Source organism: Micromonospora sp. DT15 (assembly GCF_049841475.1).
Taxonomy (GTDB): Bacteria; Actinomycetota; Actinomycetes; order Mycobacteriales; family Micromonosporaceae; genus Micromonospora.
In genome coordinates this window covers 300,009-325,468 of record NZ_JBNCKJ010000007.1, presented here as the reverse complement: position 1 = coordinate 325,468, position 25,460 = coordinate 300,009, and the positions used below count along the sequence as shown (strand labels likewise).

The following is a 25,460-nucleotide window of genomic DNA, read 5'->3' as shown; positions in this document are numbered from 1 at the left end:
TCGCCGTGCTATCAAGGGGCATGGCGGCGGACAGCACTGACATCGACGACATTCGCGAGCAAGCCCGGCGTTGGCTGGCCGACGACCCCGACCCGGCCAGCCGGGACGAGCTGACGGCGGTGCTCGCCGGTCTCCCGGCGAGCGGCCCGGAGCTGGCCGACCGGTTCGCCGGCCCGCTGACCTTCGGCACGGCGGGCCTGCGCGGCCCGCTGCGCGCCGGCCCGAACGGGATGAACCTTGCCGTTGTCACCCAGGCCGCTGCCGGCTTGATCACCTGGCTGGCGGCCCAGGGTGGCACCGGTCCGCTGGTGATCGGGTACGACGCCCGGCACGGCTCCCGGCAGTTCGCCGAGCGCACGGCCCAGGTGGCGACCGGCGCTGGCCGCCCGGCGCTGTTGCTGCCCCGACCGCTGCCCACCCCGGTGCTGGCGTACGCCGTGCGGCACCTCGGCGGTGTCGCCGGCGTAATGGTCACGGCCAGCCACAACCCGCCGCAGGACAACGGTTACAAGGTCTACCTCGGCGCGGAGCTGGGCGGCGAGTTGGGCGCCGGCGCGCAGATCGTGCCACCCGCCGACGCCGGTATCGAGGCCGCCATCCGATCGGTCGGGCCGCTGGCCCAGGTGCCGTTGGGCGAGCCGGGTCAGGTGCTCGGCGACGACCTGGTCGCCTCGTACGTCGAACGGGCCACCGCGGTGATCGACCCGGACGGGCCACGGGACCTGACCGTGGCGTACACCCCCCTGCACGGGGTGGGCGCGGCGGTGCTCACCGCCGCCTTCGCCAGCGCTGGTTTCCCGACCCCCGGGGTGGTGCCCGACCAGGCCGAGCCGGACCCGGCGTTCCCCACCGTGTCGTTCCCCAACCCGGAGGAGCCGGGTGCGGTGGACCGGCTGATCGCACTGGCCGATTCCACCGGCGCGGACCTCGCCATCGCCAACGACCCGGACGCCGACCGGTGCGCGGTGGTCGTCCGGGACCGCGACGGCTGGCGGATGCTGCGGGGCGACGAGGTGGGCGTACTGCTCGCCGATCACCTGATGCGCCGGGGGGTGACCGGGCTCTACGCCACCACCATCGTGTCGTCGTCACTGCTGCGGGCGATGTGCGCGGCCCGGGGCCTGCCCTACGACGAGACGCTGACCGGCTTCAAGTGGATCGTGCGGGCCGGCGGAGGAAGCGCGCCGCTGGTCTTCGGCTACGAGGAGGCGCTCGGCTACTGCGTCGCCCCGGAACACGTCCGGGACAAGGACGGCATTACCGCCGCGCTGACAGTGGCCGAGTTGGCCGCCGGACTGAAGACGCAGGGTCGCACGCTGGCCGACCGGCTGGACGAGCTGGCTGCCGAGTTCGGCGTACACCACACGGACCAGCTTTCCGCCCGGGTGGACGACCTGCGGGTCATCGCCGACGCGATGGCCCGGATCCGGGCGGCCACCCCGGCCACCCTGCTCGGGCAGCCGGTGGACAGCGTCCGGGACCTGCTGCCCGAGTCGGACGTGGTGATCCTGCGGACCGCGGCGGCCCGGGTGGTGATCCGCCCGTCTGGGACCGAGCCGAAGCTGAAGGCGTACCTCGAGGTGGTGGAGCCGGTCACGGATGGTGACGTTCCGGCGGCCCGCAGCCGGGCGGCGCAGGCGGTCGTCGGGCTGCGAGCCGAGGTCGGCGCCGCTCTCGGCATCTGACGCCGCGAAGGACCCATCCGCCCGGCACGTTCCCTTTGCTCTGCACCCGCGGATGCGCCACGTGCCATCGGGGAGCCGACATGCGACGGACGCCAAGCGGCGGCCACCGCATGGCGCATGGTGCATCCGCGGGTGCAGAGCAAAGGACGGCAGGGGCGTGCTGGCTTCGACGATCAGGCGCGCTTGCCGAGGGCCTGGTCGACGGCCTTGGCCAGGGCCGCGACGACCAGGCCGACCGACGGGCGGACCACCGAGTTGTCGGTGCTCACCTCGCCGGAGAACCCGGCGCCGGTGGCGATCTCCGTCAGCCGGCGGCGGGCGTCGGCGGCGGCCTCGCCGCTCAGCCCGAGCGCGGACTCCATCCGGAGCACCACCACCAGGGTGGCCAGCGCGGCGGTCCGCTCGTCCGGGGCCGCCGCGCCGGTCAGCGCCTCGGCCAGCCGCTGCCGGGTCTCCGCCTCGACGGAGGTGTCCACGACCGGGTAACGGTGCACGTGGATGAAGCCCAACTCGGTCTCGTCGACGTCCCGGACGACGCCCTGCCGGCACAGGTCGGCGAGGATCCGGTCGCGCAGGCCGTGCCGCAGACGCTGCACCCAGGACGCCGGGCTGTGCGGGGTGTCGGCGGCGATCCGGCCGAGGACGTCGTCGCTGAACGGCTCGCCGGTGGGCGTCGGGTCGATCACCGTCAGGGACCCGTCGGCGTACGCGATCCGGCCGGTCAGGGCCAGCTCGACCAGCACCGCGGCGGCCATGCCCAGGTCCAGGCTGATCCGTGGCATCGTCGCCTTGCCGGTCGTGTCGTCGTAGGCGAGGAGCAGCAACTCCTCGGCGAGCGCAACACCAGTCATGGGCGGAGACGGTAGCGGGTCCGCGCACCCCGTGCACGGACCCCGCCGGACCCGGCACCGACCGGGTTTCCCGTCAGAAGCGGGGCATCCCACCGAACTGGCGGTCGCCGGCGTCGCCGAGGCCGGGGACGATGAACATGTGGTCGTTGAGCCCTTCGTCGATCGAGGCCGTGACCAGGCGCAACGGCAGGCCGGAGCGCTCCAGCCGGTCGATGCCGACCGGGGCGGCGAGCACACAGAGCACTGTGATGTCAGTGCAGCCGCGGTCGGCCAGCAGCTGGCAGCAGTGCTCCAGCGAACCGCCGGTGGCCAGCATCGGGTCCAGCACCAGCACCGGCAGCCCGGCCAGGTCGCGTGGCAGCGACTCCATGTACGCGCGGGGCTCGTAGGTCGCCTCGTCGCGGGCCAGGCCCACGAAACCCATCGAGGACTCGGGCAGCAGACCCAGCGCGGCGTCCGCCATGCCCAGCCCGGCGCGCAGCACCGGGACCAGCAGCGGCGGGTTGGCCAGTCGGGTGCCCTCGGTGCCGGTGACCGGCGTCTGCACCGGGTACCGCTCGACGGGGAAGGAGCGCGCCGCCTCGTACACCAGCATGGTGGTCAGTTCGTGCAGCGCCGCCCGGAACGTCGAGGAATCGGTGCGCGCGTCCCGCATGGCGGTCAACCTGGACTGGGCCAGCGGGTGGTCAATGACGTGTACGTCCACGATCGCTCAACCTACCGGTCCGTACCGCGCGACGGTGCAGGTGCGGTCGGACCAGGGACGCCGCTCACGTCGGAACCTCATCGAGCGGCCGTGAGCAAGATCACTCCGCGGTCTCGTGCGTAGACTTCTCGGCATGACGGCGACAACGACGTCGGCCCGGTCGGAGCTCTCCGAGCTGGGACGATCCGAGACCGCTCTGCGGACCTTCCTGCACGGCCTGCCCGGCGTGGACCAGGTCGGCGCGGAGCAGCGGGCGGCACAGCTCGGCACCCGCTCCATCAAGACCACCGCCAAGGCCCAGGCGATTGACCTGGCGATCCGGATGGTCGACCTCACCACTCTGGAGGGGGCGGACACCCCGGGCAAGGTGCGCGCGCTCGCCGCGAAGGCCCTGCGTCCGGACCCGGCCGACCCGTCCTGCCCGCACGTCGGCGCGGTCTGCGTCTACCCGGCGATGGTCCCCCACGTGGCCGAGGTGCTGCGCGGAAGCGGTGTGCACCTGGCCAGCGTGGCGACCGCGTTCCCCTCGGGTCAGGCACCGTTGGAGATCAAGCTGGCCGACACCCGGGCCGCCGTCGCGGCCGGCGCCGACGAGATCGACATGGTGATCAACCGGGGTGCGTTCCTGGCCGGGCGGTACAAGGAGGTCTACGACGAGATCGTGGCCACCAAGGAAGCCTCCGGGGACGCCCACCTCAAGGTGATCCTGGAAACCGGCGAGCTGGCCACCTACGACAACGTTCGGCGGGCCTCCTGGCTGGCCATGCTGGCCGGCGGCGACTTCATCAAGACCTCCACCGGCAAGGTCCCGATCGCGGCGACGACGCCGGTGAGCCTGGTGATGCTGGAAGCGGTGCGCGACTTCCGCGAAGCGACCGGGCGGCAGGTGGGCGTGAAGCCCGCCGGTGGCATCAAGACCACCAAGGACGCGATCAAGTACCTGGTGATGGTCAACGAGACCGTCGGCCCGGACTGGCTCGACCCGGACTGGTTCCGCTTCGGCGCGTCCAGCCTGCTCAACGACCTGCTGATGCAGCGCACCAAGCTGACGACCGGCGTCTACTCCGGTCCCGACTACTTCACCCTGGACTGATAGCCGATGTTCGAATACGCCCCCGCCCCCGAGTCCCGCTCGGTGGTGGACCTCAAACCCTCGTACGGGCTGTTCATCGACGGCACGTTCGTCGACCCGACCGACGGTGGCAGCTTCAAGTCGATCAACCCCGCCTCCGAGGAGGTGCTGGCCGAGGTCGCCGAGGCCGGCGCCCAGGACGTGGAACGCGCGGTGCGCGCCGCCCGCAAGGCATACGACAAGGTCTGGGGCCCGATGCCGGGCCGGGACCGGGCGAAGTACCTGTACCGGATCGCCCGGCTCATCCAGGAGCGCTCCCGCGAGCTGGCCGTCCTGGAGTCGCTGGACAACGGCAAGCCGATCCGCGAGTCCCGCGACGTCGACCTGCCGCTGGTCGCCGCGCACTTCTTCTACTACGCGGGCTGGGCCGACAAGCTTCCGCACGCCGGTTTCGGGGCCAACCCGCGCCCCATCGGCGTGGCCGCGCAGGTCATCCCGTGGAACTTCCCGCTGCTCATGCTGGCCTGGAAGATCGCCCCGGCGCTGGCCGCAGGCAACACGGTGGTGCTGAAGCCGGCCGAGACCACCCCACTGACCGCGCTGCTCTTCGCCGAGATCTGCCAGCAGGCCGAGCTGCCGGCCGGTGTGGTCAACATCCTCACCGGCGCTGGCGACACCGGCCGCGCGCTCGTCGAGCACCCCGGCGTGGACAAGGTCGCCTTCACCGGCTCCACCGACGTGGGCCGGGCCATCGCCCGTTCCGTCGCCGGCACCAGCAAGAAGCTCACCCTGGAGCTGGGCGGCAAGGCCGCCAACATCGTCTTCGACGACGCACCCATCGACCAGGCCGTCGAGGGCATCGTCAACGGCATCTTCTTCAACCAGGGGCACGTCTGCTGCGCAGGCTCGCGACTGCTGGTCCAGGAGAACGTGGCCGACCGGGTACTGGACTCGCTGAAGCGACGGATGGCTCAGCTCCGGGTCGGTGACCCACTGGACAAGAACACCGACGTCGGCGCGATCAACTCGGCCGCCCAGCTGGAGCGGATCCGTGAACTGTCCGACGCCGGCTCGGCCGAGGGCGCCGAGCGCTGGTCACCGCCGTGCGACCTGCCCGACCGGGGCTTCTGGTTCGCGCCGACCATCTTCACCGGCGTCACCCAGGCACACCGGATCGCCCGCGAGGAGATCTTCGGCCCGGTGCTGTCGGTGCTGACCTTCCGCACCCCGGCCGAGGCCGTGGAGAAGGCCAACAACACGCCGTACGGGCTGTCGGCCGGGATCTGGACCGACAAGGGCTCCCGGATCCTGTGGATGGCCGACCGGCTGCGCGCCGGCGTGGTCTGGGCCAACACCTTCAACAAGTTCGACCCCACCTCGCCGTTCGGTGGTTACAAGGAGTCGGGCTACGGTCGCGAGGGCGGCCGGCACGGGCTGGAGGGGTACCTCAATGTCTGAGCGGGTCGCGGTACGCAAGACGTACAAGCTCTTCATCGGCGGGAAGTTCCCGCGCAGCGAGTCGGGACGGTCGTATCTCGTGCAGTCCTCGAATGTGTCACTGGCCTCCCGCAAGGACGCCCGGGACGCGGTGGTCGCCGCCCGCGCCGCCGTCAAGGGCTGGGCCGGCGCGACCGCGTACAACCGGGGTCAGATCCTCTACCGGGCCGCCGAGATGCTGGAGGGCCGCCGCGAACAGTTCGTCACCCTGGGCATCCCCGGCGACGAGGTGGACGCCGCTGTCGACCGCTGGGTCTGGTACGCCGGCTGGGCCGACAAGCTGGCCCAGGTGTACGGCGGCGCCAACCCGGTCGCCGGCCCGTACTTCAACATCTCCGCGCCCGAGCCGACCGGCGTGGTCGCGGTGGTCGCCCCGGAACGCCCGGCGCTGCTCGGCCTGGTCAGCGTGATCGCCCCGGCGATCGTCACCGGCAACACGGTGGTGGTGGCGGCATCCCCGAGCGAGCCACTGGCGGCGGTGACGCTGGCCGAGGTGCTGGCCACCTCCGACCTGCCCGGCGGTGTGGTCAACATCCTCACCGGCGCGATCACCGAGACCGCGCCGACGCTGGCCGCGCACATGGACGTCAACGCGATCGACCTGACCGGGGTCACCGACGCCAAGCTCGCCACCGACCTGGAGGTCAAGGCGGCGGACAACCTCAAGCGGGTGCTCCGGCCGGCCCCGGCCGGCCACGACTGGACCGGTGACCCGGGGGTGGCGCCGATGACCGCGCTGCTGGAGACGAAGACGGTGTGGCACCCCAAGGGGGTGTGATCGTCTTTCTCGGCCTCGGGGTTTCTGTCCGGGGCGGTTTTCCGGGGGAGCCCGCCCACTCCGGGCGGTCAGGCTTGATCCCTGCGTGGGCGGGCTCCTCCCGGAAAACCTGGCGTGGGCCGGGTTTGTCGGGGTGGGTCAGCTCACGGGTTCTGCCTCGGGTCGGGTTGCCGGTCGGCGGGGCGTCGGCTGACCTCGCCGCCCGCACCGCGCCGCACCGCCCGGGGCCGCCCCGCCCCGCCCCGCCCCGCGCCGCACCGCCCGGGTCCGCCCGGCACCGCCCGGGTCCGTCCCGCACCGCCCCGCCGGGTCCGTTCGGGTTTGCCCGGGTCCGCTGGCGTGCTGATCCGGGTTCGCTGGCGGCGGCCGGTCAGGATCCACGGCAACTTCAGGGATGTTGCTGCCTCCAGCGCCTCGGAGGCAGCAACATCCCTGTTCTTGTCCTGTGGCTGTCCTGTTCCGCCGATCTCCCCCGGTGATCATGGGGTTGGCGGGGGCTTTGACCTCTTTCAACCCGGTCAATCCCATGATCGCTGGTGGCGTGGGTGGGTGAGGTTGGTGGTGGGTGAGGGCTGGCCGGTGGGGACGGGCGGTGGGGGTCTACTACCGGGGGTAGGATTGGTTTGTGACTCGGTTGGGCGATCTTGAGCGTGCGGTGATGGACGTGCTGTGGGACGTGGTTCCCGGCACGTCGGACGGGGTGACCGTGCGCGAGGTGGCCGACGCGCTCGATGGCCGTGAGCTGGCGTACACCACTGTGATGACAGTGCTGGACCGGCTCGCCGGCAAGGGCATGGTGCAACGGGAGCGGGAGGGTCGGGCCTGGCGGTATCGTCCGGCGGCCAGCCGCGAGGCGCACATCGCTCAACTCATGCTCGACGCCCTCGACCTGGGTGGCAGCCGGGACGCCGCGCTGGTGCGCTTCGCCCGCTCGGTCACTGGCACCGAGGCCGAGGTGCTGCGAGCAGCCCTGGGCAATGAAGCCGGCCTGACCGGGCCGGGCTCCACCGACGGCGACGCGGGCAGGGCCGACGCCCTGACCGACCGGGTGGACGGGCCGGCGGGCCGACGAGCCGCCGACGAGACAGCGGAGCGGTAGGGCGCGCGCCATGGCCTACGCCGTGCATTTCGCCGCCACGATGCTGGCCTGCTATCTGACCGCCCAGGTGTTGGCCCGTTCCACCTGGACGTGGCGCAGCCCGCGGGTGGCGATCGTCTGCTGGCAGGCCGTCGGGCTGGCGTTGGGCCTCTCGGCGATGGGCCTGCCCATGGCGCTCGGGTTGAGCGCGTACGACCGGTCGACCGGTAGCGCACTGCTCGCCCTTGCCAACGACCTCGCCCATGGCGCCCTGCCGATCGGGGTGGGCACGTTCCACCTGGCCGGCGTCGGCGTGGGCTTCGGCATCGGGGCGGTGCTGGTCACGACGACCGTTCGCAGCATCCACGGCACCGTACGCGCCCAGCGTCGCCACCGGGACCTGCTCTCCCTGGTCGCCCGGAACGACCCGGCCGCGCCAGGCGCGCTGGTGTTGGATCATCCGAGCGCCGCCGCGTACTGCCTGCCGGGCGTGAAGCCGCAGGTGGTGATCAGCGCCGGCACCCTGAGCATGTTGGACCGGGCCGAATTGGCAGCGGTTCTCAGCCACGAGCGTGCGCACGCCCATGAGCGGCACGACCTGGTGCTGCTGCCGTTCACGGCGCTGTGCCGGGCGCTGCCGTGGTTCGGCTGGGTGCGCGACGCGCACGAGCGGGTCGCCCTGCTGGTCGAGATGCGCGCCGACGACAAGGCCCGCGAGCTGCACGCCGAGGCGCCACTGGCGGGTGCGCTGCGCCGGTTCGCCGCCGCCGGGCACCGGATCACCCCGGCCGGCGCGCTCGGCATGGGCGACCGGGATCTCGATGTACGGGTGCAGCGCCTGCTGGTCAGCGACCGGCCGCCCCGGGTGCTCGGCGCCACCGCCCTCGCGGTCGCCGCCACGCTGGTCGCCCTCCCGGTCACCCTCTTCCTGAGCTGACGCCCACCGGGCACCCCGGCGGCGACCCGCTGCCCCACACCCCACACCGCCGACCCGATCACCAGATCCAGGCTGCCGCCCCACCCCGCCCCGCTCCGCCCCGCGCCCGCCCCGCCCTGCCCCGCCCCGCCCCGCCCCGCCCCGCCGATCTTGCAGTTTCGGTCGTCGATAAGCGTTGAATGCGCCCTATGCGGGGACAGAAAGTGCAAGATCGCGGCCCGGTCGGGTCGATCATGGAGTTGTGGTGCCTGGTTTGTTCACTGACGGGGACTTTGTCACCCACCACAACTCCATGATCGACGGGGTGGGGCGGTGACGGACCCGGGGCTCTGCGGCACGAGGGTCGGGGTTGAGCGCGAGCTTTATTACTACGTTACGTAGTAACGTTACCTACGACGTGGCGTAGTAGGAGTTACCAGTAGGCTAGCTACGTGTAGGGTGGCTACGACAAGGGAGCCAACGCTATGGAGGGCTGGTCATGGACACCCTGCTCCTCGCCCGCCTACAGTTCGCCACCACCACCTCGATCCACTTCCTGTTCGTGGTGGTCACACTCGGGCTGGTCACCCTGCTCGTCGGCATGCAGACCGCCTGGGTGCTCACCGGCAACCCGAAGTGGGAGCGGTTGACCCGCTACTGGGGCCAGCTCTACGTGATCAACTATGTGCTCGGCATCGCCACCGGGATCGTGATGGAGTTCCAGTTCGGGCTGAACTGGAGCGGCCTGTCGCGCTACGTCGGCAACGTGTTCGGCGCGCCCCTGGCCATCGAGACGCTGGTGGCGTTCTTCCTGGAGTCCACCTTCCTCGGAATGTGGATCTTCGGCTGGCACCGGCTCGGCAAGGGCGTCCACCTCGCGCTGCTCTGGGGCGTGGCGATCACCGCGTACGCCTCGGCGTTCTGGATCATGGTGGCCAACTCGTGGCTCCAGAACCCGGTCGGCTACGAGGTCCGCGACGGGATCGCCCACCTCACCGACTTCGGCGCGCTGCTCAGCAATCCCAGCCTCGGCATGGCCTTCGGGCACGTGGTCTCGGCTGCGCTGCTGGTCGGCGGGATGCTGATGGCGGCCGTCAGCGCCTGGCACCTGATCCGGCGTACCCCGGACTTCGCCCTCTTCCGCACCTCGCTGCGGATCGGCCTGGTCACCGCGGCACTGGCCATCACGATGGTGCAGGGCTTCGGTTTCGCCCAGTTCGGCCCGGTGGGCTCGGTGCAGCCGACCAAGTTCGGCGGCGACAGCCCGGAGAGCCAGGCGCTGATCGCCGAGTGGACCACGCGGTTCGGCCCCGGCGACTACACCCCGCCGGTGCTGGCCAGCGTCGGGTTGGGCTTCATGATCCTGATCGGCTTCACCCTCGGCTGCGTCTGGCTCCTGCTGCCCCTGCTCTTCCGGGACTGGGTCATCCGACTGCGCTTCCCGCTCTGGCTGATCCTGCTCGCCCTGCCGCTGCCGTTCATCGCGGTGATCCTCGGCTGGATCTCCCGGGAGGTCGGCCGTCAACCCTGGGTGGCGTACGGGCTGCTCCCCACCGAGCAGGCCGTCTCCCCGGTCAGCGCCCCGCTGATGCTCGCCTCGCTGATCGGGTTCAGCCTGCTGCTGGGCACCCTCGCCGTCACCAACTGGGTGCTGCTCGCCCGGCACGCCAGACGCGGTGCGGCCGACCCGGCGCTCGGCCGCCCACCGGTACCGCCCAGCGAGCCGGCCCACCCCGAACCCGCCCTCCTGTAGAGGACCGGCCCACCCCGAACCCGCCCTCCTGTAGAGGAGTAGACAGTGGACCTCGCCTGGTACGCAGTGCTCGGCTTCTTCTTCGCCAGTTACCTGGTGCTCGCCGGCTACGACTACGGCGTCGGGCTGCTGCTCGCCCGCGGCGTCAGTCCGGCCGGGCGCCGGGAGGCGCTCACCGCGCTCGGCCCGTTCTTCCTCGGCAACGAGGTCTGGCTGGTGGCCGCCATGGGCATTCTCTTCGGCGCGTTCCCCCTCCTGGAGGGCGAGCTGCTCGCCGGCTGCTATCCGGCAGTCGCCGGTGCCCTGGTCGGCGTCATCCTGGTCACCGTCGGGGTGCAGTTGCGCAGCCGGCCCAGTGACGAGCGGATTCGCGCCCGCTGGGACCGCGTCGTGGTGATCGGCAGCGTCCTCGCCGCGCTGGGCTGGGGTGTGCTGCTCGCCGCGCTGTTGCAGGGCGTACCCCTGACGGCCGACGGGCACGTCGCCGGGGTGACACACCTGGCCACCCCGTTCGCGGCCGCCGCGGGCCTGGCCATGGTCACCCTGGTCGCGGTGCACGGTGCGACCTTCCTCACACTGCGACTGTCGGCCGAGGCCGCCGCCGTGGTCGGCCGTACGGCCCGCCGGCTGGTGCCGGTGGCGCTCACCGCGGTCGCCCTGGCCACCATCGTGGGCCTGCTCTCCGCCCGGGTACGCGACGCAGTGCAGCGGCCGGCGGTGGCCGTACTCCTGCCCGTGCTGCTCGTGGCGGCGCTGCTGGCGGCCCGTGCGGCGCTGGCCCGGCGGCGGCCGGGGTGGGCTCTGGTCGCCACCGGCGCGGCCCTGGCGCTGCCGGTGCTGCTGGTCGGAGCAGCTCTCTGGCCCTACGTGCTGGTGTCCACGACCGACCCGGACGCCTCGCTGCGGGTGGCCGACGCGGCCGCCAGCGCACCGACCCTGCGGCTGCTGGGCTGGGTGGCGCTGCCGCTACTTCCGGCCCTACTAGGCTTCCAGGCGATGTGCTGGTGGGTTTTCCGAGGACGGACCGACGGTAGGGCACCGGTGTACTGGTGAGCCGCCGTCCGTTCGACCCGCGTCTGCTGCGCCGGGTCCCTGCGGCCCGGGGCGATCTTGCCGTGCTCGCGTTCCTGGGGGTGCTGGCCGCCGGGTTGATCGTGGCGCAGGCCACCGCGCTCGCGTCGCTGCTGGCCACCGCGATCGACGGTCGGCTGGATCGACCGGCGCTGGCCGGCTTCGTGGTCGCTGTCGCCGCCCGCTCGGCCCTGGTGTGGGCGCAGGGCACTGTCTCGGCGCGGGTCGCCGCCACGGTCAAGGCCACGCTGCGGGCCGACCTGCTCGGCGCGGTGGGCCGGCACGGGCCCGGGTGGGTGGCCGGGCAGCGAGCCGGTGAGATCGCCACCCTGGCCGGGCGTGGGTTGGACGCGCTGGACGCGTACTTCACCGGGTACCTGCCGCAACTGGTGCTCAGCGTGACGGTGCCCGTCGCGGTGCTGGCGCGGGTCGTCTTCGCCGACTGGAGTTCGGCGGTGATCATCGCGCTGACCCTGCCGCTGATCCCGGTCTTCGGCGCGCTGCTCGGCTGGCAGGCGCAGGCCGCCACCGAGCGGCAGTGGCGGCGGCTCGCGCTGCTCGGCGGGCACTTCCTGGACATGGTCGCCGGGCTGCCCACGCTGCGCGCGTTCGGGCGGGCCCGGGCGCAGACCGACGTGGTACGCCGGATGGCCGACGGACACCGCGTCGCCACCATGAAGACACTGCGGATCGCGTTCCTCTCCGCGCTGGTCCTCGAACTGGTCGCCACCCTCTCGGTGGCGCTGGTCGCGGTGCCGGTCGGCATCCGGTTGCTCGGTGGCGGGCTGGCCCTGCAGACCGCGCTGCTGGTGCTGCTCCTGACCCCGGAGGCGTACCTGCCGTTGCGGGCCGCCGGCAGCCGCTTCCACGCCAGCATGGAAGGGCTGGCCGCGCTGGACGAGGCGTTGACCGTCTCCGCCGCACCCACCGCGCCCCGGGCCGCCGAGGGTGCCTCCGTCCCCGACGCGCGGGCCGAGATCCGGTTCGAGGGGGTGACCGTGGCGTACGAGCGGACCACAGCGCTGCGCGACGTGACACTGACCATCCGACCCGGCGAGCGGATCGCCATCATCGGACCCAGTGGCGCCGGCAAGAGCACACTGCTCGGCCTGCTGCTGGGTTTCGTGACGCCGACCAGCGGCCGGATCACGGTGGACGGGGTCGACCTCGCCACCGCCGACCCGGACGCCTGGCGCCGACAGCTCGCCTGGGTGCCGCAGCGGGCGCACCTCTTCGCCGCCTCGCTGGCCGACAACATCCGCCTCGGCGCGCCGGACACCCCGGCCGACGTACTCACCGCCGCGGTGCACGACGCCGCCCTGGACGACGTGGTGGCCGGCCTGCCCGACGGCCTGGACACAGTGCTCGGTGAGCGCGGCCACGGGCTGTCCAGTGGGCAGCGGCAGCGGGTGGCACTGGCCCGGGCGTTCCTGCGCTCCGCCCCGGTGGTGCTGCTCGACGAACCCACCGCCCGACTCGACACGGCGGCCGAGGCAGTGGTGCTCGACGCCACCCGTCGCCTGGTCGCCGGGCGGACGGCGCTGCTCGTCGCACACCGACCGGCGTTGCTGGCCGACGCTGACCGGATCCTGCGCATCGAGGACGGCCGGGTCACCGAGTTGACGCCCGAACCGACCGGAAAGGCCGCTCGATGACCGGGCCGAAGGGGTCGGCACCGGCCGGGCGGGCCGCCGCCGAGCGGACGGTGCTGCGACTGGCCCGGCCGTACCTGGGCCGCCTGGTCGGCGCCGGGCTGCTGGCGGCCGCCACCGAGTTCGCCGGCCTGGCCCTGATGGCCACCGCCACCTGGCTGCTGATGAGCGCCGCCGGTCAGCCTCCGCTGGACCGCCTCACAGTGGCGATCGTCGCGGTCCGGGCGCTGGCGATCAGCCGTGGCGTGTTCCGCTACACCGAACGACTCGCCGGGCACGACGCGGTGCTCCGCATGATCACCGACGTCCGGGCCCGGGTCTTCGCCACCCTGGCCGCCCGCCGTGGCACTGCGCACCGCTCGGGTGACGTGCTGAGCCGCCTGGTCTCCGACGTGGAGGCCGTCCAGGACCTGCTGCTTCGGGTGCTGGTGCCCGCCTCGGCGGCGGCAGTGGTCGGTGTGACGGCGGTCGCCGTGGCGGCGCTGATCTCACCACCGGCCGCCGGGGCGCTCGCCGTCGGGCTGCTGGTCGCCGGGGTGGCACTGCCCGCGTTGGCCACCGCGGTCACCCGCCGCAGCGCGGCCGAGGTGGCCCCCCTGCGGGGCGCGCTGGCCACCGACGCGATCGACCTCACCCACGGTGCCGCCGACCTGGCCGCGTTGGGGGCGACCGACATCACGCTGCGCGCCGCCGAGCAGCGCGCCCACCGGCTGGCCCGGCTGGAACGTCGGCTGGCCGCCACCGGGTTCGCCGTGGACGCGGCCGGCGTACTGGCCGCCGGCGTGACCGCCGCTGCGGTGGTGCTGGTCGCCCTCGCCGCCGACGTGCGGGGGGTGCTGGTGGGCGTCCTGGCCGTCGGCACCCTGGCCGCCGTCGAGGTGACGCTGGCGTTGGTAGCGGCGGCCCGGCAGTGGACGCAGCTGCGGCCCGGCCTGACCCGGGTGGCGGACCTGCTCGACACCGACCCGCCGACGCCGACGGCGACGGCGACGGCGACGGCGACGGCGACGGCGACGGCGACGGCGACTGGTCCAACGGACCTGGCCGGCCCGCACGATCTGCGCTTCGTCGACGTGACAGTGCGGTACCGGGCCGGCGCGGCGCCCGCCCTGGACGGGGTCAGCCTGGACCTGCCGGCGGGACGGCGAATCGCGGTCGTCGGCCCGAGCGGCGCCGGCAAGAGCACACTGGCCGCCGTGCTGACCGGCACCGTCCAGCCCGCGTCCGGCCGGGTCACCCTGGACGGTCAGGACCTCTCGGCGTACGCCGAGGAGGCGCTGCCGCGCGCTGTCGGCGGGCTGCTGGCCGAGGCGTACGTCTTTCATGCCACGGTGCGGGAGAACCTGCTGCTCGGGCGGGCCGCAGCGGGCGAGGAGGAGCTGGCCGGTGCCACCGCCGCCGCCGGCCTGCTGGACTGGGTCCGTGCCCAGCCGACGGGCTGGGACACGCTGGTCGGCGAGGAGGGCGGGCAGCTCTCCGGTGGGCAGCGGCAGCGGCTGGCGCTCGCCCGGGCACTGCTCGCCGCGCCGCCGGTGCTGGTGCTCGACGAGCCCACCGAAGGTCTGGACCCGGCCGCCGCGGACGCGGTGCTCGCGTCCGCCCTCGCCGCCACCCCCGCCGGGCACTCGGTGCTGCTGATCAGCCACCGGCTCAGCGGGCTGGCCGAGCTGGACGAGATAGTGGTCCTGGACGGCGGTCGGGTGATCCAGCGCGGTCGGCACGCCGAGTTGGTGGCGGCCCCGGGCTGGTACCGGGACCAGTGGCTGCTCCAGGCCGCAGCCGAACGGGGTTACCTGGCGCTCGCCCCCTGACCCGGCTCCGGGGCGGACCAGGGTTCTCCCGGACGTCGACCGGCCGGGGTCCGTGGCAGGGTGGTGCCATGCGGCGCGGTGAGGACGTGATGGTCGACGAGCACCTGCGGGAGCTGGCCGCCCGGTTGCAGGGGCCGGCGCGACTCAAGTCCGACCTGCTGACCGAGGCCCGGCACGGGTTGCTGGACGCCGTGGAGGCGTACCGCGAGAGCGGGGTGCCACCCACCGAGGCGCAGCGCAGGGCGGTGGCCGAGTTCGGCTCACCGGCGCAGGTGCTCCCGTCCTGGCAGGCCGAGCTGGCAGTGGGCGCCCTGCGTGGACTCTCCCTGCGGATGCTGGCGGTCGCCGGGGTGGGGGTGGCCGCCGGCGATCTGACCTGGCGCGGGGCGAGCTGGAGCGACGGCCCCCGCCCGCCCGCCGGCTACCTGCTGCTCTCCAGCTCGGTCGACTGGATCTGGATGAGCACGCTGCTGCTCTCGGTGGCCGGCCTGCTGGTGGTCCGGGCGAGCGCGCGGGCACCTCGGCCGGGCCTGGCTCTGGCCCAGCGTGCCGTGGGCACCGGCCTGACCGGCGTCCTGATCCTCGGCATGGTGGCCGGCGGTGCCCTCTTCACCTGGTCGTTGAACCTCTGGGACGCGGCGCTGCACTGGCCCCCGATGATCATCGGAGCGGTGTTGGTGGGAGGCGCCTACTTCTCGCTCACCCGCGCGGCGCGGGGCTGGCTGCTGGCCGCCAGCCGCTGACCACCGGCCGGCGCGAACGGGCCAGCCCGGAGGGGCGCGTCAGGCCGGGGTGGGCGGGCTGCCGGAATCGAGGAACCGGCCGACGGTCAGTTGGAACTCGCGCCAACCGGCCCGTTCCCCGGCCAGCGCCCGCCGGCCGGAGTCGGTGAGCTGGTACGTCCGCCGTTCCCGGCCGCTGACAGTGCTCCAGGTGCTCGCCACGTGACCGGCGCGTTCCAGGCGACGGAGCGCCGGATAGATGGTGCCGGTGGGCAGATCCAGACTGCCGTCACTGCGGGCGCGCAGCGCTTCGATGATCGCGTAGCCGTGCAGCGCGCCCTGTTCGAGCACGGCGAGCAGCAGAGCGTCGAGATGGCCATGCAGCGCCTGGGCCTTCATGCGTAGCTACGCTACTTGTCGAATCGTCACTTCGCCAGCGACGACGACCAGCAGGTCGGACCCGTGCGGCAACCGGCCACCGGGGTGCGGGCACCGGTCACCCAGGGCCGCCGACTAGGGTATGTGCCCAGAGTCACTCGCCGGTCAGAGACCCCGGTGGGTGGGCAACCCGATGCACACGGAGGTCAGCGTGGCCCGCCAGTCGCCCCAACGGCCCGACGCCGACGAGCCCGAGCTCGACGACACCACCGGCGCGGCCGAGCCAGACGAGGTCGAGACCGACCGCCCGTCGGCGTCGATCGACCGCTCACTCTGGGACGAGCTGCGCATCGACCCAGTGGAGATCGCCCTGCCCGCCGGTACCGGCTTCACGCTCCGGGCGTACCGACCGGCCAGCTCGCTGACTCCGACCGACGTGACCGAGCGCGACCAGGACGACCCGTTCCTCGCCCGCCGCCAGGCGATCGAGGAGGAGGACGAGGACGACGAGACCGTCGTCATCCTCGACGAGGAACTGGCCCAGGAGTTCGCCGACGAGGACGACGAGTCGACGCGCCGCCGGGGCGGCGCCGCCACCGACACCGAGACCGACGACGAGTCGGACGAGGCCGTCACGGACGAGGCGGACGACGAGGAGGTGCCGGTCTTCCTCAGCAACCGGGGCAAGCTGCTGCTGTTCAAGACCCCCGAGTCGCTTGTCAGTTTCATCCGATCCGGTGCGCCAAACGATCTGTCCCAACTGGACAGCTGGAATGAATTGTCCGAACGGGTGGAGCCGGCAGATATCGCTCCGCTGGACGAGGACACCTACGAGCTCGACCTGGTCGTGGAGAACCTGCGCGGCGGGCACGACACGTGGGATTCGACCCTGCTGATCGAGGCGGGCGAGGCCGCGCGTGACCTCTCGTACGCATTGCGGCTGCCTGCGGTACTCGACATGCTCTCGGCCGGCTCCAGCCTTGACGACCTGGACGAGGCTCTGCGTGGCACCGCCAACGGCGGGATCGGCGCGTTCATGGCTCGGCGACGGCTGAAGAAGATCGGGGCGCAGACCGCAAGTTTGGGTTGGCGCACCATTGTCGGCAAGATCTCTGCGGTGGTGGACTGGCGCGACTGACCCGTACCGGGGAGCATCAGTTGCTGGCAGAGGAAAGACCTGTCCCGGGAGGAGGACGACGCCGTGGCGCTCGTGCGCGTTTACTGCGGTCTGGCCTCGGCGGATCCGGCTGACCGACCGGCCTCCGCCGGTTCGACGCTGACGTCCGCTGTGGTCGACGACGCAGGCCGTCTGCTGCATGTCTGCGAGATCAGCGATGACGCCGCTGGCTACGCCCAGCTCGTCGCGCTGCTCGTGGAGCGGTCGGGCGGGCCGAGCGGTGCGGCCATCGCCGCCGACAGCGACGACCACACGGTCACGTCGCTGCTGAGCGCGGCGGGGCGACCCCTGGCGATCGCTGACGACGACTCGGTGGACGACTTCGCCGAGCGCTTCGCCGACGACGACTCTCTTGAGGAGATGCAGTCGCCTCCGGCCGAACGACGGGCGGTCGGTCTCGCCCGTGCGTTGCAGGCGGGGGCGCTCTCCGCCGTCACCCTGCCGGCGCCCCGGGACCTCGCCGGATACAAGCAGGTGCTTTCCGCGCACGCCGCGCTGGCCAGTGGCCGGCACTCCGCCGCCGTGGCGCTGCGCGAGGTTCTGCGTGAGCTCTACCCGGCGGCCCTGCGCGCCTACCCGGACCCGGCCGAGCCGGTCTCTCTGGCAGTGCTGGACGCGCTGCCCGAGCCGGGCATGCTCGGCGGCACCGTGGCCCGGGGCCGCGAGGTGTCGGTCGCGGCGGATGCCATCGCCGCGCACCTCGCCGCGGACGGGGTCGCCGATGCCGAGGAAATCAACGAGGCGGTCACCGCCCTGCGGGTCGCCATCTCTGAGACACCCCGACGGGCCGCGGTCAACCGGGCGCTCACGTCCGCGGTGGCCGAGACGGTCCGCCAGGCCGTCGCCTCCGTACGAGCCTGCGACGCCGGGTGTGAGGCGCTGGTCAGCGCGCTCAGCTCGCGGGTCAGCACGCCGGTTCAGGCGCCCGGCCGTCGGGCTGCGGCCCGCCGCGGCGAGTCCGTCGGCGAGTTGACCGGCCTGGCCGGCACCAACGCCGGGTTGACGGGCCTGGCCGGCACCAACGCCGGGTTGCGGTCGGTCCGGCCCACCCCGCCCGCCGCCGACCCGGCACCCGCTGTCGGTCGGCGCAGCCGTCCAGAGCCGATCCCCGGTAACGCGCCGTTGGCGTCGCCCCGCCCGCTCGGGCCGCCGCCGGTCGCACCCGCGCCGGTCACGCCGCCGCCGGTCGCACCCGCGCCGATGACTCCGGCGGCGATGGCTGGTCCGCCGCCGTCCACGCTGCCCAGTCGCAGCGAGCCGCTTCCGAGCCGGATCGACGGCCCGACCAACCGGCCCGTCTCCGCGCCGCCGCCTCCGCCGCCCGGGATCACCCCGATCGCGCCAACGCAGCGGGGCATGGTGCCGCCGGCCGAGGCCGGTGAGCCGTTCCGGCCGACGCTGACCACTGCCGCCATCAACAACGCGCGGGCCGAGCGGCAGCGGACGGTCATTCCACCCCGCCCCAAGACCAACGGTGAGCCCCGGCCGAGCCACCTGCAACGCCCGGTCGACGAGCCACCGACCGGCGGGTTCAGCGCCACCGATCTCAGCATTCCGGTGCCGACCCCCCGACCGGGGCAGGAGGCCGCACCGCCCGGCTCCCGTGCGAACTGGCCGCTGGTCAACAACCCGGAGGACCCGTCCGACAGCTCACCGAACAACCCGGTGGCCTACTCGTACGGCGGCAGCCGCGGTGTCGAAGCTCCGACCGACCCGGGTCGGGCCGACGGTCGGGTCACCCCGCCGTGGTTGGCGGACGACCTGCCGCCGGAGCCGCCGATGCTGCGGCTGGTGGAGCCGCCGCCGCTGGCCGACCGTGCGCTGCGCGAGGGGCTCAACCCTCCCGCGGACCAGCACCTGGAGACGCCGCCGCTGCGCCTGGTCGACCGCGAGCAGGCCGCTCGCAACGGTCGGGCGGCCGCTCGCACCGAGCGCGCCCCCGAGCATCGGCCGTCACCCCCGGTCGAGCACCGGCCACCGCCCATGGAGCACCGGCCGCCGCCGGTCGCCGACGAGGGCGACGGCGATCTTCTGATCTTCGCGCAGGCCAAGTCGGCCTGGTTCGTCGGGCAGGCCGAGGAGTCCGACCTGGACTGGTCGACCACCGCCGACACCGGCTGGCAGGCCGCGGAGCAGGCGGCCCGCCCGGCGGTGGGCGCCGAGACCAACGCCGGGCTGCCGAAGCGCGTGCCGCAGGCCAACCTGGTGCCGGGTTCGCCGCTGCGCGAGGAGCGCCCATTGCGCATAGTGCGTGATGCGGCAAGCCTCGCGGAGAACACCACCGGCTACTTCCGGGGCTGGCGTCGCGGCCAGGAGATCGGCGGTTTCGCAGTGGGTGGTCGACCCGGTCGCGAGGCGGCCGGCGGTTGGGACTTCAGTCGCGACCACGGGGACCGCGACGACGACCGGGAGTACGAGTACCGCTCGGCGGGCTACCAGTCCTGACCCCCTTCGCACACGCAGAAACGCCCCCAGCCAGCCGGCTGGGGGCGTTTCTGCGTGTGCGGGGCGATCCCCCCGGGCACGCAGAAGCCGCCTCGTGAGGACGGTGGGTGGCCGGGGCCCCGGAAAAGGGCTGACGGCTTCCAGGATCGTCAGGAGGCGGCTCGGCGGCGCGCTGGCTCGTCCGAGCGACGAGCCAGCGCGGGGGCACTCACCCGGGCGGCTGGCAGCGCCCGATGGCGGCCGGAGCCACCACCGGGGCGTGCAGCGTCCCGGATCAGGCCGGGGCGACGGCGCGCGTACGGCGCATGGTCAGCACGTACTCGACCAGCGAGATCAGCACGTGCTTCGTCGACTCCCGGTTACGGGCGTCGCAGGCCACCACCGGCACGTCGCTCGAGATCGCCAAGGCGTCCCGGACGTCCTGCGGGTCGTGGTACTGCATCCCGTCGAAGCAGTTGATCGCCACCAGGTACGGCAGGCGTCGGTGCTCGAAGAAGTCGATCGCCGCGAAGCAGTCGGCCAGCCGGCGGGTGTCGACCAGCACGACCGCACCGATCGCACCCCGCACCAGTTCGTCCCACATGAACCAGAAACGGGTCTGACCCGGCGTACCGAACAGGTACAGGATCAGGTCACGGTCGATCGAGATCCGGCCGAAGTCCATGGCCACCGTGGTCGTCGTCTTGCCCGGCACCTGCCGGGTGTCGTCGACGCCCACGCCAGCGGAGGTCATGATGGCCTCGGTGGTCAGCGGCGTGATCTCCGAGACCGAGCCGACCAGCGTCGTCTTACCGACGCCGAATCCACCGGCGATTACGATCTTCGCCGACGTCACGCGGCCGCTCGGGTTCGGCGGGCGGTGCGACATGTCAGAGCCTGCGAAGTCCACTCAGCACCCTCTCCAGCAGTTCAGTGCCCACCGCGTCGTCGGAGTCGTCCAAAATGGTCGGCTCGTGAACCGCGACCAGGCCGTCCGTCGCCATGTCGGCGATGAGCACCCGGGCCACACCGAGCGGGAGCTGCATCCGCGCCGCGATCTCCGCGAGCGATTGCACGCGACCGTCACACAGCGCGGCGATGTACTGGTGTTCGCGGCCACCACCGTTGCCATTGGCAGCGGTACGGCCGCGCACCGTCGTCTCGACGAGCGCCTCCAGCGCGATGTCGAGCCGGGGACGGGTGCGACCACGGGTCACGGCGTATGGACGGACCAACGCTCCGGTTGGTTCGTCACGATCGGCCATCTCGCCGCTCACCTCCTTCGCACCCGTTACCGGCTCCCACCGGTGAAACCCGTCGTTGTCGTTGTTGAAGTCGTGCCGACCTCACGATCGGCGAGACGTCAGCCCAGCATGCCCGCAGCCGCACGCGGCTGCGGGGTCAGCGCGTCGCCCACCCGGTCGACCAGCAGCGCCATCTCGTAGCCAACCTGGCCCACGTCGGAGCTGCGGGCTGCCAGCACGGCGAAGGACGAGCCGTCGGAGATGGACATCAGGAACAGGAAGCCATTGTCCATCTCCACGACGGTCTGCAACACCGCGCCTCCCTCGAAGCAGCGTGCTGCCCCCTGGGTCAGGCTGACCAGACCCGATGAGATCGCGGCGAGCTGGTCTGCCCGGTCGCGCGGCAGATCCCGTGACGACGCGAGGAGTAGGCCGTCCGCCGATACGGCGACCGCATGCGCGACGCCGGGCACCCGGTCGGCGAAGTTGGCCAGCAGCCAACCAAGATCCTGCGTAGTTGTCATCCTTCTTGCTCCTTCTGCCCGCTCCCGGCCACCGGGCCTGAGCCAGACTGCGAGGATTGCCCTCCCGGAGTCGCCTCCGGGCTGGTCGGGTTGTCCGAGGTGCTACGCCCTCGCTGCACGCCCCGGTGGTAGGCGGAGAGCAGGCCACGAACCGCCTCCGGGGAGCGCCGCTGGACCGAGGTGGTGGGCTTCTCCACCGCGCCAGGTACCAGCTGCGCCATCGGCTTGCGCTTCGGCAGACCGGTCGTGGTGGTCTCGCTCACCGGCGCCGCGCCGGCCGCCGCGGAGGCAGCACGCCAGCCGTCGTCAGCGGCGGTCTGCCAGCCGTTGCTCTGCGATTGGGGCCGGCGGTTCGGCAGGCTCTCGGCGAGGCTGGGGCGGGTGCCCTCGTTCGCTGTGGAGCCGTTGTCCCGCGGCGCTCCTCCGACCGTCGGAGTGTCTGCCATCGGTGTGTTACCTGTCGTCCCGGGTGGTGTCTTGTGGACTGCCCGACCGGTGGCCTCGACCGCGGCGAACTGCTGGGTCGCGGAGTCGCCGTTCGTCGCTGGCGGAGCGCCGGCCGCGGTCTCCTCGGAGCCCGGGCGACGGGTACGGAACCAGGCCGACTCGAGCTCCCGGAAGATCGGCAGCTCCATCGTCTCATCCGCGTACCGCTGACGGTTCTGCGCCTGCGGCTGCTGCGGCGTCGGCCGGGTCTGCGGAGCCGGAGCCGGAGCCGGCGCTGCTGCCGGGGTCGGCGCAGGAGCCGGAGGCTGGGCTGCGGCCGGCTGCTCGCCGGGTCGCGGCACCCGCGGCAGCTCCGTCGTCATGTCCAGCGCGGCGGCGAGCCGCTCGGGCACCGGCGGGGTGGCCGTGTCCCGGTCGCTGCCCGGCACTGGCGGCCAGGCCGGCGGCGCCGGGGCGTTGGGTGCCTGCGCGGGCGGAGCGGACCGGGGCGCGAAGCCGCTGAACGACTGGCTGGAGGCCGGCGGCGCCGAGTACGGCTGGTTGGCGTACGGCTGACCGGACGCCGGCGAGGCCGAAACCGGCGACGCGGACACCGGCGGACCGGCGTACGGCTGCCCGGAGGCCGGAGCGGCGGACACCGGCGCGCCGCCGTACGGAGCACCCGAGTAGGGCTGCCCGGAGTACGGCTGGCCGGAGGCCGGCGAGGCGGAGGCCGGGGCACCGGAGTAGGGCTGCGCGGAGACCGGCGGCGCCGAGTACGGGTGCGCCTCGGGGCTGCTCGGTAGCTGACGTGGAATGGTCGGCTGCTGGTCGGTGGTCGGGGTCTCGTCCCCGCCCCGGCGCTGCGGCAGCGGGTCGATGCCGTGGCCGTTGGCCGACCGGGGGGTGAACCCGTCGCCGCCGTTGACGCCGTTCGTCCCGGCCGCGCCGGTCAGGTCGGACCAGGCCGGCATCGACCGGTACGCGCCACCGTTGGCGGGGGTGCCGGCACCGTTGCGCGTCGCGGGGTCGAACGGGCGACCGCCCAGGGTGACCTGGTTGCCGGACTCGCTCGGGCGAGGACCGTTGCCCAGCGCGGGCAGCGCGCCGAAGACCGGCGCGGGCCCACCGGACTGCGGACCACCGAACTGGGGAGCACCGGACTGCGGACCACCGAACTGGTGAGTACCGGCCGCCGGCAGCGCCGGAGGCTGCTGCACCCGACCGGAGAGCGCCCGGGGCACCAGCACCGAGGTGGGCAGGCTCACTTCGGCGACAGTGCCGCGATCGCTGCCGGGGCGCAGCTCGACCCGGACACCGTGCCGCGACGCCAGCCGGGCGACCACGACCAGGCCCATCATCCGGGACACGGCCACGTCCACCTGGGGCGGCGTCGCGAGCCGCTCGTTGAGGTCGTGCAGCTGGTCGGCGCTGATGCCGATGCCGCGGTCCTCGACGTACAGCGAGGAGCGGTCGCCGACCCGGCGAGCCTCGACCATGACCTGCGAGTCGGGCGGGGAGAACGCGGTGGCGTTGTCGAACAGCTCGGCGACGAGGTGCACCAGGTCGTTTACCGCGTGCGCGGCGACCTCGATGTCACGGTCGATGACACCGAACTCGATCCGGGTGTAGTGCTCGACCTCGGACTGCGCGGCGCGCAGCACGTCGATGAGAGCGGCCGGCTCACGCTGCACACGGGTGGAGTCGGCACCGGCGAGCACCAGCAGGTTCTCGTCGTTACGGCGCATCCGGGTGGCCAGGTGGTCGAGCTGGAACAGCTCGGCCAGCCGGTCCGGGTCCTCCTCGCCGCGCTCCAGCCGGTCGAGGTGCCCGATGAGGCGGTCGACCAGGATCTGGGAACGACGGGCCAGGTTGACGAACATGGTCGCGACGGAGGCACGCAGTGCCGCCTGCTCGGCGGCCGTGCGGACGGCTTCCAGGTGGACGGCGTTGAACGCCTCGGTCACCTGGCCGAACTCGTCCTTGCTGCGCACCGGCAGCGGTTCGGCGATCTGGTTGGCCAGCTGCACCGGTGAGAGCTGCCCGACGACCTGCGGGTCGCGCAGACGGGCCACCGCCTGTGGCAGGCCGTACTGGGCCACGGAGAGCGCACCCTGCCGCAGCTCACGCAGTGAGCGGGCCATCGAGCGGGCCACCAGGTAGGCGAAGAGGATGGCCAGCAGCAGCATGCTGAGCAGCAGGCCGGTCTCCAGGAAGACCTGGCGCTGGACGTCCGAGCGGAGCGCGTCGGCCTGGTCGACCACTTCGCTGTCGAGCTTCACCTCGACGGTGCGGATCAGCTTGGCGTTGGCCGTCATGGCGGCTTCCCACTGGTCCGGGCCGAACGGCGCACCGCGCATGTTGCCGGTGGTGTTGCCGTCGATCCAGCCGGTGTAGTTCTGTGCCTGCCGACGGTCGCCGCCCGCGACCGTCTGGTCGTGGAACTTGGCGTCGTCCGGGGTGGCGACGGCCTTGAAGCTCTGCAGGGCCTGCTGCTGGCCGGTGTCACTGGCGACGTAGTCCCGACGCAGTGCGGGGGTCAGGCGCTGACCGCCCTTCACACCCAGCGCGCGGTGCACAACGACACGGCGTACGGCGAGGAACTCCTTCTCCCGGGCGACCGCCGCGGCGGCGCGCATCCGGTCGCTCAGCTGGTTGTCACCGGCGAGCTGCGTGGACGAGTCGCGGATGGCGAGCAGGTCACTGATCAGCCCCTCGTACGCCTGCACGGTCTCGGTGAGCGCGAGCTTGCCGTTGAACACCTGGCTGCGGACGCCCGACAGGTCCTGAAGGTTCTGGTCGATGCTGTCGAGCAGACCTTCCAGGCTGCTCGGCAGGTCCTCGACCTCGGCCCGCTGCTGCCGGTAGGGGGCCGCCGCCTGGTCCACCCGGGAGTTCACCCGGTTGTAGGCCTCCTGGTACTGCGCCGTCGGCTGCGTTCCGTCCGCACCCAGCAGCAGTACGGCGGCGGTCCGCTCGTCCTGGAGGGTGTCGACCAGATCACCTGAATAGCTCGACAGATTCGCCAGGTCGCCAGCTCGGTTGGCATTGTTGAGCGTCTCCACGTGGTCGATGAGACCACTGGTGCCCACCACGACCGTGGCGATGGTCGGCACGATCATGATGAGACCGAGCTTGGACCAGATCGGCATGTCCCGGAGCCGGCTGGCCGGCCGGCGCAGCCGCGACAGGAAGGAGCCCGCCGTCTTTGGCCGTTTGCTCACGTCACCGCCCTCGCGATTACAGCTTGAACGCGTTGCCCCGGGCAACGCCCAGCGACCGACCCGGCGGGTCGGACCCCCGAGATTCCATCACGCCGGTCGACAAGAAGAAAGCCCAGGTTGTCCCAGACCGAAGGTGTGATGAGATGTTGATGCGATTTGATAGCAGTCTGTCTGGCCGGAGTAACTGAAGGTAATGGAACATCCGCACCGTGTTGTCCTACTGGCCGGCCCATCGGGGTCCGGAAAGTCGTACATAGCGCAGCAAACCGGGTTGCCGGTGCTGTGCTTGGACGACTTCTACAAAGACGGCGATGACCCTACGTTGCCGAGACGAAACGGCCAGGTGGATTGGGAATCGCCGCACTCCTGGGACGCCCTCAGTGCGGTGGAAATCATTGCCCAACTTGCCCGTGAGGGCCGAGCCGATGTGCCGGTTTATGCGATCGGCGCTGATCGACGGGTGGCCACCCG

The 25,460-nt window shown here is 72.5% G+C and carries 20 protein-coding genes; 13 read left to right on the top strand and 7 right to left on the bottom strand.

Annotated elements, in window-relative coordinates; genetic code table 11:
- Positions 1 to 20 precede the first annotated feature (20 nt).
- Entirely contained in the window at positions 21 to 1,685 is a 1,665-nt protein-coding gene (locus ACLQ3F_RS18060; protein WP_425850214.1) for a phospho-sugar mutase, read from the top strand.
- 173 nt (positions 1,686 to 1,858) lie between these two features.
- Here the strand turns inward: ACLQ3F_RS18060 and ACLQ3F_RS18055 are convergent, their stop codons facing one another.
- Both ACLQ3F_RS18055 and upp read right to left on the bottom strand, forming a co-directional pair.
- Positions 1,859 to 2,536 carry a GOLPH3/VPS74 family protein gene (locus ACLQ3F_RS18055; RefSeq protein WP_357206407.1) on the bottom strand — a complete coding sequence of 226 codons (678 nt, stop codon included), beginning with the start codon at positions 2,534 to 2,536 and terminating at the stop codon, positions 1,859 to 1,861.
- A 73-nt stretch (positions 2,537 to 2,609) separates the two neighbouring features.
- On the bottom strand, positions 2,610 to 3,242 hold the full coding sequence (gene upp, locus ACLQ3F_RS18050; RefSeq protein ID WP_355009488.1) for a uracil phosphoribosyltransferase: 633 nt from the start codon (positions 3,240 to 3,242) through the stop codon (positions 2,610 to 2,612).
- 133 nt (positions 3,243 to 3,375) lie between these two features.
- Between upp and deoC the strand changes: the two genes are divergently transcribed.
- The 10 genes from deoC (at position 3,376) to ACLQ3F_RS18000 (ending at position 15,613) form a co-directional block, all read left to right on the top strand.
- A complete protein-coding gene (gene deoC / locus ACLQ3F_RS18045) occupies positions 3,376 to 4,335 on the top strand; it encodes a deoxyribose-phosphate aldolase (RefSeq protein WP_425850212.1) in 960 nt (319 codons plus the stop codon).
- A 6-nt stretch (positions 4,336 to 4,341) separates the two neighbouring features.
- The gene (locus ACLQ3F_RS18040; RefSeq protein WP_355009490.1) at positions 4,342 to 5,772 is read left to right on the top strand and encodes an aldehyde dehydrogenase family protein; all 1,431 of its coding nucleotides are present in this window, start codon (positions 4,342 to 4,344) and stop codon (positions 5,770 to 5,772) included.
- Entirely contained in the window at positions 5,765 to 6,589 is an 825-nt protein-coding gene (locus tag ACLQ3F_RS18035) for an aldehyde dehydrogenase family protein (RefSeq protein WP_425850210.1), read from the top strand. Before ACLQ3F_RS18040 ends, ACLQ3F_RS18035 begins: the two co-directional genes overlap by 8 nt.
- A 625-nt stretch (positions 6,590 to 7,214) precedes the next feature.
- Positions 7,215 to 7,688, top strand: a complete 474-nt coding sequence (locus ACLQ3F_RS18030; RefSeq protein WP_425850208.1) for a BlaI/MecI/CopY family transcriptional regulator — start codon at positions 7,215 to 7,217, stop codon at positions 7,686 to 7,688.
- A 10-nt stretch (positions 7,689 to 7,698) separates the two neighbouring features.
- Positions 7,699 to 8,604 (top strand): M56 family metallopeptidase, encoded by a 906-nt coding sequence (locus ACLQ3F_RS18025; protein WP_357206509.1) that lies wholly within the window; start codon positions 7,699 to 7,701, stop codon positions 8,602 to 8,604.
- A 478-nt stretch (positions 8,605 to 9,082) separates the two neighbouring features.
- Positions 9,083 to 10,336 (top strand): cytochrome ubiquinol oxidase subunit I, encoded by a 1,254-nt coding sequence (locus ACLQ3F_RS18020; protein ID WP_393217467.1) that lies wholly within the window; start codon positions 9,083 to 9,085, stop codon positions 10,334 to 10,336.
- Positions 10,337 to 10,381: 45 nt separating this feature from the next.
- Positions 10,382 to 11,389, top strand: coding sequence for a cytochrome d ubiquinol oxidase subunit II (locus ACLQ3F_RS18015; RefSeq protein ID WP_425850206.1), 1,008 nt, complete (start codon positions 10,382 to 10,384; stop codon positions 11,387 to 11,389).
- Positions 11,386 to 13,062: a thiol reductant ABC exporter subunit CydD gene (gene cydD / locus ACLQ3F_RS18010; protein WP_425850204.1), complete on the top strand. Its 1,677-nt coding sequence runs from the start codon at positions 11,386 to 11,388 to the stop codon at positions 13,060 to 13,062. Before ACLQ3F_RS18015 ends, cydD begins: the two co-directional genes overlap by 4 nt.
- Positions 13,059 to 14,870, top strand: coding sequence for a thiol reductant ABC exporter subunit CydC (gene cydC / locus ACLQ3F_RS18005; RefSeq protein WP_425850202.1), 1,812 nt, complete (start codon positions 13,059 to 13,061; stop codon positions 14,868 to 14,870). Before cydD ends, cydC begins: the two co-directional genes overlap by 4 nt.
- Before the next feature lie 68 nt (positions 14,871 to 14,938).
- Positions 14,939 to 15,613: a permease prefix domain 1-containing protein gene (locus tag ACLQ3F_RS18000; RefSeq protein WP_425850201.1), complete on the top strand. Its 675-nt coding sequence runs from the start codon at positions 14,939 to 14,941 to the stop codon at positions 15,611 to 15,613.
- Between the two features lie 39 nt (positions 15,614 to 15,652).
- On the opposite strand, the gene ACLQ3F_RS17995 is transcribed toward ACLQ3F_RS18000, so the two are convergent.
- The gene (locus tag ACLQ3F_RS17995; protein WP_357206520.1) at positions 15,653 to 15,991 is read right to left on the bottom strand and encodes a PadR family transcriptional regulator; all 339 of its coding nucleotides are present in this window, start codon (positions 15,989 to 15,991) and stop codon (positions 15,653 to 15,655) included.
- 160 nt (positions 15,992 to 16,151) lie between these two features.
- On the opposite strand from ACLQ3F_RS17995, the gene ACLQ3F_RS17990 reads away from it, so the two are divergent.
- Complete coding sequence (locus ACLQ3F_RS17990; protein WP_425850199.1) at positions 16,152 to 17,108, top strand: DNA primase; 957 nt, start codon at positions 16,152 to 16,154, stop codon at positions 17,106 to 17,108.
- 39 nt (positions 17,109 to 17,147) lie between these two features.
- Positions 17,148 to 19,592, top strand: coding sequence for a transposase (locus ACLQ3F_RS17985; RefSeq protein WP_425850315.1), 2,445 nt, complete (start codon positions 17,148 to 17,150; stop codon positions 19,590 to 19,592).
- 274 nt (positions 19,593 to 19,866) lie between these two features.
- On the opposite strand, the gene ACLQ3F_RS17980 is transcribed toward ACLQ3F_RS17985, so the two are convergent.
- From ACLQ3F_RS17980 to ACLQ3F_RS17965, 4 genes are all read right to left on the bottom strand, one after another.
- The gene (locus tag ACLQ3F_RS17980; protein ID WP_007455465.1) at positions 19,867 to 20,460 is read right to left on the bottom strand and encodes a GTP-binding protein; all 594 of its coding nucleotides are present in this window, start codon (positions 20,458 to 20,460) and stop codon (positions 19,867 to 19,869) included.
- Position 20,461: 1 nt separating this feature from the next.
- Positions 20,462 to 20,836 (bottom strand): DUF742 domain-containing protein, encoded by a 375-nt coding sequence (locus ACLQ3F_RS17975; protein ID WP_124820399.1) that lies wholly within the window; start codon positions 20,834 to 20,836, stop codon positions 20,462 to 20,464.
- A 98-nt stretch (positions 20,837 to 20,934) separates the two neighbouring features.
- Complete coding sequence (locus ACLQ3F_RS17970) at positions 20,935 to 21,339, bottom strand: roadblock/LC7 domain-containing protein (RefSeq protein ID WP_030329023.1); 405 nt, start codon at positions 21,337 to 21,339, stop codon at positions 20,935 to 20,937.
- A complete protein-coding gene (locus ACLQ3F_RS17965) occupies positions 21,336 to 24,989 on the bottom strand; it encodes a nitrate- and nitrite sensing domain-containing protein (RefSeq protein ID WP_425850197.1) in 3,654 nt (1,217 codons plus the stop codon). Before ACLQ3F_RS17965 ends, ACLQ3F_RS17970 begins: the two co-directional genes overlap by 4 nt.
- Positions 24,990 to 25,460: the final 471 nt, after the last annotated feature.